Origin of the sequence: Methylobacterium sp. CCH7-A2, from assembly GCF_001557075.1 — a bacterium.
GTDB classification, from domain to species: Bacteria; Pseudomonadota; Alphaproteobacteria; order Rhizobiales; family Beijerinckiaceae; genus Allobosea; species Allobosea massiliensis.
This window is the reverse complement of record NZ_LSKN01000095.1, coordinates 49,415-64,083: the sequence shown is the minus strand read 5'-3', so window position 1 is coordinate 64,083 and position 14,669 is coordinate 49,415. Positions and strand designations below refer to the sequence as shown.

14 protein-coding genes are annotated in these 14,669 nt (G+C 68.7%); 8 read left to right on the top strand and 6 right to left on the bottom strand.

The genetic code is table 11. The annotated features are described in order from the left end of the window. Position 1 precedes the first annotated feature (1 nt). Both deoA and AX750_RS07960 read left to right on the top strand, forming a co-directional pair. Complete coding sequence (gene deoA / locus AX750_RS07965; RefSeq protein ID WP_066716272.1) at positions 2-1,330, top strand: thymidine phosphorylase; 1,329 nt, start codon at positions 2-4, stop codon at positions 1,328-1,330. Beyond that, positions 1,327-2,271, top strand: a complete 945-nt coding sequence (locus AX750_RS07960) for a glyoxylate/hydroxypyruvate reductase A (protein WP_066716274.1) — start codon at positions 1,327-1,329, stop codon at positions 2,269-2,271. The genes deoA and AX750_RS07960 overlap by 4 nt, the downstream gene beginning before the upstream one ends. Here AX750_RS07960 and AX750_RS07955 read toward each other — a convergent pair. Then, the gene (locus tag AX750_RS07955) at positions 2,265-3,122 is read right to left on the bottom strand and encodes an SDR family NAD(P)-dependent oxidoreductase (RefSeq protein WP_082735017.1); all 858 of its coding nucleotides are present in this window, start codon (positions 3,120-3,122) and stop codon (positions 2,265-2,267) included. The genes AX750_RS07960 and AX750_RS07955 overlap by 7 nt on opposite strands. Positions 3,123-3,347: 225 nt before the next feature. On the opposite strand from AX750_RS07955, the gene AX750_RS07950 reads away from it, so the two are divergent. Continuing rightward, a complete protein-coding gene (locus AX750_RS07950) occupies positions 3,348-3,998 on the top strand; it encodes a hypothetical protein (RefSeq protein WP_066716276.1) in 651 nt (216 codons plus the stop codon). Between the two features lie 9 nt (positions 3,999-4,007). On the opposite strand, the gene nth is transcribed toward AX750_RS07950, so the two are convergent. Continuing rightward, on the bottom strand, positions 4,008-4,721 hold the full coding sequence (nth, locus tag AX750_RS07945; RefSeq protein ID WP_066716277.1) for an endonuclease III: 714 nt from the start codon (positions 4,719-4,721) through the stop codon (positions 4,008-4,010). Positions 4,722-4,741: 20 nt separating this feature from the next. Between nth and AX750_RS07940 the strand changes: the two genes are divergently transcribed. Beyond that, a complete protein-coding gene (locus AX750_RS07940) occupies positions 4,742-5,290 on the top strand; it encodes a DUF2244 domain-containing protein (protein ID WP_066716279.1) in 549 nt (182 codons plus the stop codon). 185 nt (positions 5,291-5,475) lie between these two features. Then, a complete protein-coding gene (locus AX750_RS07935) occupies positions 5,476-6,369 on the top strand; it encodes a bifunctional helix-turn-helix domain-containing protein/methylated-DNA--[protein]-cysteine S-methyltransferase (protein ID WP_066716321.1) in 894 nt (297 codons plus the stop codon). A 10-nt stretch (positions 6,370-6,379) separates the two neighbouring features. Here AX750_RS07935 and AX750_RS07930 read toward each other — a convergent pair whose 3' ends face one another. From AX750_RS07930 to AX750_RS07915, 4 genes are all read right to left on the bottom strand, one after another. After that, positions 6,380-8,083, bottom strand: a complete 1,704-nt coding sequence (locus tag AX750_RS07930) for a hypothetical protein (protein ID WP_066716284.1) — start codon at positions 8,081-8,083, stop codon at positions 6,380-6,382. Positions 8,084-8,212: 129 nt separating this feature from the next. After that, entirely contained in the window at positions 8,213-9,232 is a 1,020-nt protein-coding gene (locus AX750_RS07925) for a proline racemase family protein (RefSeq protein WP_066716286.1), read from the bottom strand. A gap of 12 nt (positions 9,233-9,244) precedes the next feature. After that, positions 9,245-10,174, bottom strand: coding sequence for a PfkB family carbohydrate kinase (locus tag AX750_RS07920; RefSeq protein ID WP_066716288.1), 930 nt, complete (start codon positions 10,172-10,174; stop codon positions 9,245-9,247). Then, a complete protein-coding gene (locus AX750_RS07915) occupies positions 10,171-11,349 on the bottom strand; it encodes a fumarylacetoacetate hydrolase family protein (RefSeq protein ID WP_066716290.1) in 1,179 nt (392 codons plus the stop codon). Before AX750_RS07915 ends, AX750_RS07920 begins: the two co-directional genes overlap by 4 nt. A 204-nt stretch (positions 11,350-11,553) precedes the next feature. Between AX750_RS07915 and ugpB the strand changes: the two genes are divergently transcribed. The 3 genes from ugpB to ugpE all read left to right on the top strand — a co-directional run bounded on the left by ugpB (position 11,554) and on the right by ugpE (position 14,669). Then, positions 11,554-12,876, top strand: a complete 1,323-nt coding sequence (gene ugpB / locus AX750_RS07910) for a sn-glycerol-3-phosphate ABC transporter substrate-binding protein UgpB (protein ID WP_066716295.1) — start codon at positions 11,554-11,556, stop codon at positions 12,874-12,876. 63 nt (positions 12,877-12,939) lie between these two features. Then, a complete protein-coding gene (gene ugpA, locus AX750_RS07905) occupies positions 12,940-13,821 on the top strand; it encodes a sn-glycerol-3-phosphate ABC transporter permease UgpA (RefSeq protein ID WP_066716297.1) in 882 nt (293 codons plus the stop codon). Then, positions 13,821-14,669: a sn-glycerol-3-phosphate ABC transporter permease UgpE gene (gene ugpE / locus AX750_RS07900; protein ID WP_067253851.1), complete on the top strand. Its 849-nt coding sequence runs from the start codon at positions 13,821-13,823 to the stop codon at positions 14,667-14,669. The genes ugpA and ugpE overlap by 1 nt, the downstream gene beginning before the upstream one ends.

The following is a 14,669-nucleotide window of genomic DNA, read 5'->3' as shown; positions in this document are numbered from 1 at the left end:
GATGAAGCTGACGCAGGAAATCATCGCGGCCAAGCGCGATGGCGCCGAGCTGCCCGAGGCCGATATCCGCCAGATCATCGCCGGCATCAGCGACGGCGGCGTCAGCGAGGGCCAGGCCGCCGCCTTCGCCATGGCGGTGTTCTTCCGCAACATGAGCGCGAAGGAACGCGTCGCGCTGACGCTCGCCATGCGCGATTCCGGCACGGTGCTGAACTGGGACGATCTGCCGGGCCCCGCGCTCGACAAGCACTCGACCGGCGGCGTCGGCGACACGGTGAGCCTGCCGCTGGCGGCGGCGGTGGCCGCCTGCGGGGGCTATGTGCCGATGATCTCGGGACGGGGCCTCGGCCATACCGGCGGCACGCTCGACAAGCTCGACGCGGTGCCCGGCTATGTCACGCAGCCGGACAACGATCTCTTCCGCAAGGTGGTGCGAAGCGTAGGCTGCGCCATCATCGGCCAGACGGCCGATCTCGCCCCCGCCGACAAGCGGCTCTACGCCATCCGCGACGTCACCGCGACGGTCGAGGCGATCCCGCTGATCACCGCCTCGATCCTGTCGAAGAAGCTCGCCGCCGGGCTGCACGGGCTGGCGATGGACGTGAAATTCGGCTCCGGCGCCTTCCTGCCCGACCCCGCCAAGGCGCGCGAGCTCGCCGATGCGCTGGTCGGCGTCGCCAATGGCGCGGGGCTGCCGACGACGGCGCTCCTGACCGACATGGACGAGCCGCTGGCGAGCGCGGCCGGCAACGCGCTCGAAGTCGCTTATGCGCTCGACCACCTGACCGGGAAACGGCGCGAGCCACGCTTCCACGCGGTCACCGTCGCGCTCGGCGCCGAGATGCTGCTGCTCGGGCGGCTCGCCACCGACATCGGCGACGCGACAGCGAAGATCGAGGCGGCCTTCGCCAGCGGGGCGGCCGCCGAGAGGTTCGCGAAGATGATCGCGGCGCTGGGCGGGCCGGCCGACCTGCTGGAGAAGCCGGAGCGCCATCTCGCCCGGGCGCCGATTGTGCGGCCCGTCTTTCCGACGACGACTGCAACCGTCCAGGCGATCGACACGCGCGGCGTCGGGCTGGCGGTGGTGGCGCTGGGCGGCGGGCGGACCCGGCCGCAGGACGCGATGGATCCTGCCGTCGGCATCGTCGATCTCGCAGGGCTCGGCGAGGCGGTCGGTCCGGACCGGCCGCTCGGCATCGTTCATGCACGCGACGAGGCCGGCCATGCCATGGCCGAGAAGCGCTTGCGCGAGGCCTATCGTCTGGGAGACGGTGCGCCGCGGCGCGGCGCGCTGATCGCCGAACGGATCACGGAGAGTACGAACGCATGAGCCTGCTGCTGGCGATGACGGGATGGCATGTCGAGGATTGGCGGGCGCGCTTCGCGGCGCTGCTGCCGGACATGCCGGTGGTGATCCTGGGCGAGCCTTTCGACCGGCGCTCGGTGCATTACGTCGCGAGCTGGAAACATCCCGAGGGCAGCCTGTCGGGCCTGCCGAATCTCGCGGCGGTGTTCTCGCTCGGCGCCGGCGTCGACCATCTCTTCGCCGATACGCGCCTGCCGGAGGTGCCGATCGCGCGCGTCGTCGATCCCGACCTGACGACGCGGATGAGCGAATATGTCGTGCTGCATTGCCTGCGCTATCTGCGCCAGCAGCCGCGCTACGACCGGCAGCAGCGCGAGAAGCTCTGGGACGACGACCGCCACCAGCCGGCGGCGCGCTCGGTGCGGGTCGGCATCATGGGGCTGGGCGAACTCGGCCAGGACGCCGCCCGCAAGCTTCAGGTGATGGGTTTCGACGTCGCCGGCTGGAGCCGCTCGCCCAAGGCGGTCGAGGGGCTCGCGACCTTCGCCGGCAGCGAGGGCATGATCGACTTCCTCGCGCGTACCGACATTCTCGTCAGCCTGCTGCCGCTGACCCCTGACACACGCGGGCTGATCGATGCCAAGCTGCTCGCCGGGCTGGCGCAGGGCGGGCGCCTGGGCGGGCCGTTCCTGATCAATGCCGGCCGCGGCGGGCTGCAGGTCGAGGCCGACATCCTGGCGGCGCTGGAGGCCGGCACGCTCAGGGGCGCGACGCTCGACGTGTTCGAGACCGAGCCGCTGCCGACGGACTCGCCGCTCTGGACCCATCCCGCCGTCACCGTCACGCCACACAATGCGGCGATGTCCGAGCCGGAGGCCGTGGCGACGCTGATCGCCGCGCAGATCCGCAGGCTCGAGGCCGGCGAGCCGCTGGAGCATGTCGTCGACCCGGCGCGGGGCTACTGAGCCGCGGGCGCCTTCTTCAGGAAGTTCTTGAAGGCCTCGGCATGGTCGGGATGCCAGCGCGACAGCGGCGGGCGGTTCTCGATGATGTCACCCATCGCCCAGGCCATGCGCTTCTCGTCGAGCACGCGCGGCGTGTCGTTGTCCGGGCAGAGGATATAGAAATCGCCGTCCTCAAGGCGTTCGAGCATGAAGGCGACTGTCTGGTCGGGCGTCCAAGCGCCGTCCGGCTGGTCGAGCCGCCCCTTCGCCGTCAGCCGCGTGAAGACGAAGCCGGGGATCAGCAGATGGGCGCTGATCCGGCAGCCGTCGCGGCCGCGCAGATCGTGCTGGAGCGCCTCGGTGAAGGTCTTCACCGCCGCCTTCGAGACGTTGTAGGCGGGGTCTCCCGGCGGCGTGGTGATGCCCTGTTTCGAGCCCGTGTTGATCACGAGGCCGGGCTGGCCGCTCTCCAGCATGGCCGGCACGAAAACCTGGGTGCCGTGAATGATGCCCCAGAGATTGACGGCGAGGATGCGCTCCCAATCCTCGACAGGCGAGAACAGGGCGCTGCCCGGCTGGATGCCGGCATTGTTCATCAGCAGATGCACGGCGCCGAAGCGGCCCATCACCTCGTCACGCAGTGTCTCCAGCGCGGCCCGGTCGGCGACGTCGAGCGGCCGGGCGAGCACCGAGGCCTCGGCCGCCGCGAATTCCGCCATTGCCAGTGCGAGCGTGGTCTCGTCGCGATCGGCGAGCACGACGCTCATCCCGCGGCGCACGAAAGCGCGCACCGCCGCGAGGCCGATGCCGGAGGCGGCGCCCGTAACGACCGCCACATGGCCGGGGCCGAGAACATCCATCGCCGTCGTCATGACTGATTTCCTTCGCTGCCGCGCGCAGACCCTGCAGGCCATCGCGCCTGGCAGGGGTTCTGTCAGCCGATGCGGGCACGATCATGGCGCGGCGCACGGGTGCCGCGGGGGCCGGGCGAGCCGCCGCCCCCACCTTGCGACCAGGAAATGTGTGCAGGTTTTGAACCTTGTCGCCCATCCGGGAGACGCTAGAAACAGGACGATACATTCCGCGGGCTCTTTACCATGGTCAGCTTCAGCCGCTTTCGCGATCTCCGCCTCCCCGCCGCCCTGTTCGGCGCCGCCCTGCTCGGGGCCTGCCAGGCGACGCCGCAGCTGACGCTGTCCTCGGCACCGGCCTATTCGCCGGAATGGTGCGCGGCGGCCAAGTCGCTGGCCGCGAACTCCGGCTCGAACCTGTTCGCCACGGGGCGCTGCCACGAACTCGGCATCGCCGGCTTCGCGAAGGACGAAAACCTCTACCTCTTCTACTACACGCAGGGCGCGCGCTGGGGCAGCCTTCAGGCGGCCGAGGCGCTGGCGCGGCTCGGCCAGCCGGTGCCGGACGCCGACCTCCAGGCCGAGGCCCGCTACCGGGCGGACCGTCGCCAGGCCGATGCGGCGATGGCGGCCGCGATCAGCGGCCGCGCCAACCCGCCCGGCCCGCCCCGCCCCGCGCCGATGACGCCGACGGTGCAGATCCCCAACACGACCTTTCAGCCGGCCCGGATCCAGCCGACGCCGATGCGCCCGGCGCCGTCGCTGACGATCCCGACGCAGTCGACCCAGCAGCAGGGCCGGACGACGACCCAGTCCCGCCGCGAATGCGTCAACGGCGTCTGCAAGACGGTGACGACCACCTGCGTCAACGGCAACTGCACCACGACCAGCCAGTGAGGCGGCCGATCAGCCGATGCGCTTGTCGGCCGAGTCGCAGAGATCGAACTGGATGCAGCGCCCGCATTCGGGCCGCAGCGCCTTGCAGGTGTAGCGGCCGTGCAGGATCAGCCAGTGATGTGCGTGGCGGCCATAGGCGGCCGGCACCGCCTTCTCCAGCCCCATCTCGACCTGCAGCACGTTTTTTCCGGGCGCGATCCGCAACCGGTTGGCGACGCGGAAGACATGGGTGTCGACGGCGTGGGTGATCTGGCCGAAGGCGATGTTGAGCACGACATTGGCCGTCTTGCGGCCGACGCCCGGCAGGCTCTCCAACGCCTCGCGCGTCATCGGCACCTCGCCGCCGAACTCCGCGATCAGCTTCTCGCAGAGCGCGATGACGTTCTTCGCCTTGGTGCGGAACAGGCCGATGGTGCGGACATGGTCGCGCACGGCATCCTCGCCGAGTGCCAGCATCTTCTGCGGCGTATCGGCGATCTCGAACAGCCGCCGCGTCGCCTTGTTCACGCCGACATCGGTCGCCTGCGCCGAGAGCACGACCGCGACCAGCAGGGTGAAGGGATTGACGTAGTCGAGCTCGCCCTTGGGCTCGGGGTTGGCGGCCTCGAAACGCGCGAAGATCTCGCGCACGCCGGCGGCGCTGCGCGCGCGCGGTTTCGTGATCCGCGGCGCAGCGGCAGCGCGGCGCTTTGGCCCAGGCTTGGCCCTGTTCTCCTGCGTCATGCGGGCGTTATAGTCGCGCCATGGACCTCGGCAAGCGCCATGCCACCGCAGCGGATGAGGACGCCTCGGCGCGGGCCGAGCGGCCGGTCTTCGACGCCACGATCACGCCGCACCGCTCGCTTGACCGCAACGCCTTCCGCATCGTGATGACGCTGGTGTGCCTCGCCGCCATCGCCTCCTCGATCCCCTTCATGGTGCTGGGCGCCTGGCCGGTAGCTGGCTTCATGGGGCTCGACGTCGTCGCGCTCTTCATCGCATTCCAGGTCAACTTCCGGCATGCGCGCGCCTTCGAGCGCATCGTCGTGACCCCGATCGAGGTGCGGCTGCGGAAGGTCTCGCATCACGGTCAGGAAGCCATTTGGCGCTCCAACCCGGCCTGGACGAAGCTGGAGCGCCAGACCGACGAGGATTACGGCCTGCTCGGGCTCGACCTGGTGTCCAGAGGGCGGCGCGTCGCCGTCGCTTCGGCCCTTTCGCCAGGCGAGCGAGAAGGCTTCGCCGACGCTCTCGGACGGGCGCTGGCGACGGCGCGGCGGGGGCCGGATTACAAGGACGCGCAGCGGCCCTGATCGATTTCGTCCCACTGGAGTTCCGCCCTGCCAGCTTTCGGGTGGAGGGCGGCTGCGGGCGCTCCTAGTGTCGCCGCATGATCGATGAGGCGAAGGTAACGGCGATGAACGCTCCCCTGCAAAAGCTCGCGGCGATGAAGCCGACCCGGTTCTCCGACGCGGTGCTGGCGCGCGCAGCCGACGCGATGCCGGCGGCGGCCGAGTTCGCCTCCGTCGCGCCGGGCTCCGACTACGACACGGTGCGCCGTGTGCTGGCCTACATCACCGAGAACTGGCGCGCCCAGCCGACGATCGAGACGATCGCGGGCGCCGCCGGTGCGACGCCGACCGACATCCACCACCTGTTCCGGCGCTGGTGCGGGCTGACGCCCAAGGCCTTTCTGCAGGCGATCACGCTCGACCATGCCAAGAATCTGCTCGGCGCCTCGGCCAGCGTGCTCGACACCGCGCTCGAGGTCGGGCTGTCGGGGCCGGGGCGGCTGCACGATCTCTTCGTCACCCATGAGGCGATGTCGCCGGGCGAGTGGAAGGCCGGCGGCGGCGGGCTGAACCTGTCCTATGGCTTCCATCCCTCCCCCTTCGGCGAGGCGCTGATCGTGACGACGCCGCGCGGCCTGGCCGGGCTGGGCTGGGTTTCCGACGGGCTCGACGGCGGCAAGGTCGTCGGCGGACGGGCGGAGGCGCTGGCGGACATGATGCGACGCTGGCCGCATGCGCATTATCACTTCGACCCGCAGGCGACGGCGCCCTATGCCGCGCGCATCTTCGATCCGAAGGCGTGGTCGGCGGAGACGCCGTTGCGCGTCGTGCTGATCGGGACGGATTTCGAGGTCCGGGTCTGGCAGACTCTGCTGAAGATTCCGGTCGGCCGCGCCACGACTTATGGCGATGTCGCCTGCCATATCGGCAAGCCGAGCGCCTCGCGCGCCGTCGGGATGGCGGTGGGCAAGAACCCGATCTCCTTCGTCGTGCCCTGCCATCGCGTCATCGGGAAATCCGGGGCCCTGACCGGCTATCACTGGGGGCTGACGCGCAAGCGCGCCATCCTCGGCTGGGAGGCCGGGCAAACGGCGGGCTGAGCAAGCCGGCTCAGTCCTTCAGATACAGGTCCCAGCAGGGCGACAAGGCGACCAGCCGGCGCCCGCGCAGCGCCTCGGCGAAATGAGCGCGGATGGCGTCGCGGGCTCCCGTCGCGGGACATTTCGGCGCCATGATCGCATCGGTGCGGGCGAGTTCGGCCAGCGTCTCCGGCGCCAGCGCCGGCGTGCTGCGGCCGGGGTCCATGCCGATCGGGACATGGCGCGGCGGCTCCCGGTCCAGCAGCCTGTTGAAGGGATCGACGAAGTCGAGCGTCAGGATGCCGTTGAGCCGGCGCCCATTGGCGGCCTCCCAGGCGCGCAGCGCGACGAGTCCCTGACGGACCTCGAGCAGCCAGGTCGCCTGGTAGTCGATCTCGGAATAGAGGATCGCCGAGGGGCCGAGCCCCCGGGCCGCGAGATCCCGGTAAGGCTCCGGATGTTTGGCATAGTGGTCGAGCATGATCGCCGCGCGCTGCGCGGTCTCGGGCTTGAGGCTGACGCGGCCGAGCGGGCCGAGCTCGGGCGCGTCGAGCGCGACATGGCCGGCCGCGCCGAGCATCGCCCGCGCGCTGCGCTCGACCACGATCACCGCGCTCGGCAGTGCGACGGCGAGCGCCAGCACCAGCGCGACCGGGCGCAGCCGGTCGGACCGGCTCCGCCAATCGAGGAGGATGAGCAGCAGGATCGGCCAGAGGCCGATATATTCGAGCGAGCCGGTGTTCTGCGTCTCGAAGAAGGTCAGTGCCAGGAAAGCGGCGGCGAGCCAGCCGAGATTTGAGGCGGCGAGCCGGCGCAGACCGTCGAGCGAGAGCGACAGGCCTTCCCGCCAGGCGGCCAGGGCCAGCGCGCCCATGAGCAGCAAGCAGGGGCCGACGACGTTGAACTTGACCGAGGCGACGGTGAGGAAGCGCGGCAGCAGCGCGCCGGTGTTGAGGGCAAGCAGAGCGAGGATGTCGGCGAGATAGGCGCGCACGATCCCGGTCGCGAGGTCGAGCAGGCCGAGCGCAACCAGAACGATCCCCGCCGCCAGCACGGCGTCGCGCAGACGCAGGCGGCCGGCCAGGATCGCATAGCCGACCAGCAGGGCGCCGGTGACGGCGCCGGTGATCTTTACCAGGAACAGCGTCAACATCAGGGCCGCGACGAGCCCTGTCGCGAGGCGCCCGCGCGGCACGAAGAGCAGCGTCGCGATCAGCGCGTAGAGCAGCAGCGCGACATGGCGGTTGTAGTGGCCGTAGCCGTCGAAGCCCGGCATCGGATAGAGGCCGTGGAGATTGATCGGCAGCGCGGCGAAGAGCAGCAGCGGCAGGATCAGCGCCAGAGCGAGCGAGCGCGAGCGGGCCGAGACCGACGCGGCCAGGATCCCGGCGAGAGGCAGCAGGACCGGCAGCAGAGCCCAGTTCACCAGCAGCATCGGCTGCGCCTGCGGGAACAGCCGATCCAGCAGCGCGGCGCCGTAATAGCCGAGCGGCCCGACGGGCGCGAAGAAGTCGAGGCTCGGCACCTGCCCCATGCGGATGCGCTGGACCGCATCGAGATAGACGGCCGTGTCCCAGGCGTTGGGGCCGAGCGGCAGGCGCAGCTTCAGGCCCATCGCAGCGACGGCGGCGAGCGCGAAGGCGGCGATCCACAGCCCGGGCGAACCGGCGAGACGCACCAGCCGATCGCCGAGGGTCGCCGTCGCCGATGGTGCCCCGAGATTTCCGATCGACATGCCGCCTCCGACTTCCGCAGCGGACAGCCTGCCGACAAAACCTTACCCGGAGACTGCCACGATCAGCGAAACAGCCTGCAATCGGCCCGTCGGTCGAGCGGAATCGCTCGAACTGGTTTCCCGTCTGGGTTAACCGCGGGCGATCTCGGCGAAGCGGGTAGGGAGCGCGAAGCCATGGCCGAGCGGATCGCCGGCCTCGATGGTGAAGCTGCCTTGCCCGGCGAAATGGCCGGTGCCGCCGACCGCGACCGTGACAGCCCCGTCCGCAAAACCGGCGACGGGACCGACCACGCTGCCGGTGAAGGTGCCGCCGGTGATGCTGCGGAAGCGGCGCGTCCGCCCTGTCTGGATCACTCCTTTGGCATGGTCCAGCGCCATGCGCGCCGTGACCCCCGAGCCGGTCGGGGAACGGTCGATCTGCGCTTCCGCGAAGATGCAGAGGTTGAAGCTCTCATCGTGCGCCTGAGCCTCGTCGGTGATGATCGTGCCGTAGAGGAAGCCGAGATCGGGCTCGCTCGGATGCGTGATCGGCAGGCTGGCGCGCAGATGGTCGGTCAGGGCCGCCGCAGCATCGGTCAGCGCCGTGACCGGCGTCTCGAAGAGATCGAGCCCGAAGCGCGACGCCGGCAGGATGCAGTAGAAGGCGCCGCCATAGGCGATGTCGGTGACGATGTCGCCATAGCCCGGCAGGGCGACGGCGAGGTCGCGCGCGAAGACGAAGGCCGGTACGCTCTCGAAGACGACGCTGTCCACCTTGCCGTCGCGCACCGTGCATTCGAGCCTGAGCAGACCGCAGGGCGCCTCGATCGCGAAGCGGGTGACCGGCTCCGCCGCCGGCACCAGCCCATGCTCGATCGCATAGCGGCCGAGCGCGATCGTCGCGTGGCCGCACATGGTCGAGTAGCCCTCGTTGTGGGTGAAGAGCACGCCGAAGGCGGCCTCCGGATGCGAGGACGCGACCGGAATCACGCCATACATGCCGGCATGGCCGCGCGGTTCCAGCATCATCGCCCGGCGCAGATGATCATGGTTCTCGCGCGCGTCGCGACGCTTCTCGAGGATCGTCGCCCCCTTCAGCACCGGATAGCCGCCGGTGACGATCCGGACCGGCTCGCCACAGGTGTGATAGTCGAGATAAGCGAGATGCATCGGCGGCTCCGGTCAGGTCGCGAGGCGGCGCGGCGGATCGCAGCCCGGGCGGGTGCAGCTGTCGGCGGCGACCGCACAGGCAAAGGCGAGCGCATCCCTCAGAACTTCTCTCGAGGCTTCGGAGAAGCCGCGGCCGAGCCGTCCACGAGCGGCCAGCACGGCCAGGACGCCACCGATGAAGGTGTCGCCCGCGCCGACCGTATCGGCCACGACCACGGATGGAACGGTGGCCACCAGCGGCTCGCCGGCGCCATAGCCGATCGCGCCCTCGCTCCCGCGGGTAACGAGCACGAGACGCGCGCCGAGATTCCGCCAGCGTTTCGCCACCGCCTCCGCCGGCTCGCCGGGATGGAGCCAGGCGATATCGTCCAGGCTCGCCTTGACGATATCGGCCTGGGCGATGCGCGCCTCGATCAGCGCACGCGCGCGGTCGCGCTCCGGCAGGACGGTCGCACGGATGTTGATGTCGTAGCTGATCGTGGCCCCCCCCGTGCGGGCACTCGCCGCCAGATCGCCCGTCGCGTCTCCGGAGGGGCCGATGGTCGCGCCGAAGGAGGCCGCATGCAGATGCACAAAGCCCGCCGGCATCGCGCGCGGGGTGCCCTCCGGCTCGTCATGGGCCGTGCGGTCGAGATGGAGCGCGAACTCCGGCACACCGTCCGGTCCCAGCGGGGAGACGATGGCGACGGCGGTCGGGCGCGCGCTGTCGCGGATCAGCGCCGTGTCGATTCCCTCCGCCGCCAGCGCGGCGCGAAAGCGCCGGCCGAGGGCGTCGGCCGAGAGCGCGGCGGCATAGGCGGGATGCGCCCCGAAGCGGGCCAGGGCCAGGGCGGCGTTGAAGCCGGAGCCGCCCAGCACCGCCTCATAGCGGCGCCCCTCGGCGTCGCGCGGGATGAAATCGCCGATCGCCTCGCCGACGACGAGGATGGCGCCTGGCCTCACAGCAGCCCGCGCTTGGCCAGGCTGCGCATCAGATGCGACGTGCCGAAGGTCCAGGGCTCGCAATGGTCGGTGCGCTTCATGCGGTTGACCAGCGCGCCGAGCTCGGGCGCCGCGATGGTGACCACGTCGCCGTATTTGTGGGTGAAGCCACCGCCGGGCGTGTCGCGATCCTTGATCGGCGCGAACATGGTGCCGAGATAGAGCGCCGCCCCGTCCGGATACTGGTGATGCGGGCCGATCATCTGGCTCGCGAGATCGGCGGGATCGCGGCTGATCTTCGCGATCGAGGAGGAGCCTTCCAGCACGAAGCCGTCCTCGCCCTCGACCTTGAGCGTCACGGTCGTGTTGCGGACATGGTCCAGGGTGAAGCCGGCATCGAAGAGGCGGATGAAGGGGCCGACCGCGGCGGCGGCATTGTTGTCCTTGGCCTTGCCGAGGAGCAGGGCCGAACGGCCCTCGACATCGCGCAGATTGACGTCGTTGCCGAGCGTGGCACCGACGATGCGGCCGTCGGAAGCGACGACGAGCACGATCTCGGGCTCGGGATTGTTCCAGGTCGAGGCGGGATGCAGACCGGCGTCGAAACCGGTGCCGACGGAGGACATCGGCGGCGCCTTGGTGAAGATCTCGGCATCGGGGCCGATGCCGACCTCGAGATACTGGCTCCAGGCCCCCTGTTTGATGAGGACATCCTTGAGATGCATCGCCTCGGGCGAGCCGGGCTTCAGCTTCGAGAGATCATCGCCGATCAGCCTGCCGATCTCCTCGCGGATGGTGGCGGCGGCGGCCGGGTTGCCGCGCGCCTTCTCCTCGATGACACGCTCCAGCATCGAGACGGCGAAGGTGACGCCGGCGGCCTTCACCACCTGCAGATCGAGCGGGGAGAGCAGCCAGGGGCGCGCGGCGTCGCGACCATCCGGCGGCGTGTTCGCCAGGATTTCGGCGAGCGGCGCGACGGTCTCGCCCGGCCCGGCCCGCAGCGCGGCAGCGGGATCGGCAGCCTCGCAGAGATCGCGGCTGGTCGGGAAGGTGCGGGTGACGTCGATCACGTTTCCGTCGCGCAGCGTGACCACCGCGGGCCCTCCGACATCCGGGCGCCAGATGCGCCCCAGTAAGGCCGCGGCCTGCGCGTCTGCGGGCAGGGTCCGTTCGGGCGTCAGCGTCAGGCGGGGCATGGGAGGCATCCGTGGAAGGCGGTGGGGTCCGGGAGAACAGCGTCTTCCGGTGGATTGTGCAAGACCCAGCTCCAGGCGCGGCGAAAGCGCTCGCGCTTGCATCCGTCATCATTTTGTCATTGAACCGTCGCCCGGCCTTCATGTTAGCTTGCGCACCAACAAGAACAGCCGCCTCGGCCCACCGAGGGCGGAAGGGAGAAAGAGATGACCGTGAAATCACGTATCCTGATGTCCGTCGCGGCCTTCGTCCTCGGCGGCGCCGCGCCTGCGCTGGCGCAGACCGAGATCCAGTGGTGGCATGCCATGACCGGCGCCAACAACGACGTGGTCGTGCGGCTGGCCGAGGAGTTCAACGCCTCGCAGAAGGACTTCAAGGTCGTTCCGACCTATAAGGGCTCCTATGCCGACACGCTGAACGCCGGCATTGCAGCCTTCCGCGCCGGCAATGCGCCGCACATCATGCAGGTCTTCGAGGTCGGCACCGCGACGATGATGTCGGCCAAGGGTGCCATCAAGCCGGTGCAGGACCTGATGAAGGACGCCGGCGAGACCTTCGACCCCAAGGCCTATCTGCCGGCGATCACCGGCTACTACTCGACCACGAAGGGCGAGATGCTGTCCTTCCCCTTCAACTCGTCCTCCACGGTGATGTGGTACAACAAGGACGCGTTCAAGAAGGCGGGGCTGAACGCCGATGCGGCGCCCAAGACCTGGCCGGAGGTGTTCGACGCGGCCAAGAAGCTCAAGGCGGCCGGCTACGACAAGTGCGGCTTCTCCAACGCCTGGGTGACCTGGGTGAATGTCGAGCAGCTCGGCGCCTGGCACAACGAGCCGGTCGGCACGAAGGCCAACGGCTTCGAAGGCTTCGACACCGAGTTCGTCTTCAACAAGGGCGTCTTCCTCAAGCACCTGACCAATCTGGTCGAGATGCAGAAGGACAAGACCTATGATTACTCGGGCCGCACCAACACGGGCGAAGGTCGCTTCACCTCGGGCGAGTGCCCGATCTTCCTGACCTCCTCCGCCTTCTTCGGCAACGTCCGCGCGAACGCCAAGTTCGAGTGGGGCAATGCGCCGATGCCGTATTACCCCGATGTCCAGGGTGCTCCGCAGAACTCGATCATCGGCGGCGCTTCGCTCTGGGTGATGGGTGGCAAGAAGGCCGACGAGTACAAGGGCGTCGCCAAGTTCTTCACCTTCCTGTCCGATGTCGACCGCCAGGTGAAGCTGCACACGGAATCCGGCTATCTGCCGATCACCAAGGCGGCCTATGAGAAGGTCAAGGCGTCCGGCTTCTACAAGGACAAGCCCTTCCTCGAGACGCCGCTGCTGCAGCTGACCAACAAGGAGCCGACGGCGAATTCCCGCGGGGTGCGCTTCGGCAGCCTCGTCCAGATCCGCGATATCTGGGCCGAGGAGTTCGAGGCCGCCCTGAACGGCCAGAAGACGCCGAAGGCAGCGCTCGACGCGGCCGTCGAGCGTGGCAACCAGACGCTGCGCCAGTTCGAGCGCACCGCCTCGCGCTGATCCTCATCCTCACGTGACACCGCCGCCCCGGCTGCCGGGGCGGCGGATTCTTTCGGACAGGCCATGCAGAAGAACGCCTATTTCAACGGGCTCACGGTGCCGGCCCTGCTGCTGTTGCCGCAGCTCGCCATCACTATCGTGTTCTTCTACTGGCCCGCCAGCCAGGCAATCTGGCAGAGCTTTCTGCTGGAGGATGCGTTCGGCGTCTCGACCGAGTTCGTCTGGCTCGAGAACTATCAGGCCCTGTTCCGCGATCCGGGCTATCTCAAGGCCTTCGTTAACACGGTGATCTTCTCGACGGCCGTGTGCTTCCTCTCGCTGTCGCTGGCGCTGCTCTTCGCGGTGATGGCGGACCGGGCGATCCGCGGCGCCGAGATCTTCAAGACCCTGCTGATCTGGCCCTACGCCGTCGCTCCCGCGATTGCCGGCGTGCTCTGGATCTTCATGTTCGACCCGTCGCTGGGCATGCTGGCGCGCGGCCTCCAGAGCCTCGGCATCGCCTGGAATCCGCGCCTGAACGGCAATGACGCGATGCTGCTCGTCATCCTCGCGGCGACCTGGAAGCAGATCAGCTACAATTTCCTGTTCTTCCTGGCGGGGCTGCAATCGATCCCCAAGAGCGTGATCGAGGCCGCCGTGATCGACGGTGCGCGGCCGATGCGGCGCTTCTGGACGATCGTCTTCCCGCTGCTCTCGCCGACGACCTTCTTCCTGCTCGTCGTCAACATCGTCTACGTCTTCTTCGACACCTTCGGCATCATCGACACGATGACGGCGGGCGGGCCTTCGGGCGCGACCGAGACGCTGGTCTACAAGGTCTATGCGGACGGCAAGGGCGGCTCCAATCTCGGCGGCTCGGCGGCGCAGTCGGTCGTGCTGCTGGTCATGGTCATCGCGATGACGGCGGTGCAGTTCAAGTTCATCGAGCGCAGGGTCAGCTACTGATGGTCGAGGACCGCCGCCTGGGCGACGCGATCGCCTATGTCATCCTGACGATCGGCGTGCTGATCGTCGCCTTCCCGGTCTGGCTGACCTTCGTCGCCTCGACCTGGGACAACGCCACCATCATCAACGGGCAATTGCCGCTCTGGCCAGGGCCGCATTTCCTCGAAAATTACGGCCAGATCCTCTTCGTCGGGACGGCGCGCACGACGCGCGAGCCGGTGGCGACGATGATGCTCAACTCCTTCATCATGGCCATGGCGATCGCGATCGGGAAGATCTTCATCTCCGTGCTCTCGGCCTATGCGATCGTCTATTACCGCTTCCCCTTCCGGATGGCGGCCTTCTGGATCATCTTCGTGACGCTGATGCTGCCCGTCGAGGTGCGCATCTTCCCGACCTTCAAGGTCGTCTCGGACCTGCGGATGCTCGACACCTATCAGGGCCTCGCGATCCCGCTGATCGCGTCTGCGACCGGCACGCTGCTGTTCCGCCAGTTCTTCATGACGATCCCCGACGAGCTGCTGGAAGCCTCGAAGATCGACGGTGCCGGACCGTTCAAGTTCTTCAAGGACACGGTCGTCCCGCTCTCGATCACCACCATCGCAGCGCTGTTCGTGATCCAGTTCATCTATGGCTGGAACCAGTATCTCTGGCCGCTTCTGATCACGACGAAGGACTCGATGCAGACCATCGTCATCGGCATCAAGAAGATGATCGTCACCTCCGACGCGCTCACCGAATGGCAGCTCGCCATGGCCACGGCCATGCTGGCGATGCTGCCGCCGGTGCTCGTCGTCGTCCTGATGCAGAGGCTCTTCGTGAAGGGCCTGGTCGAAACCGAGAAATAA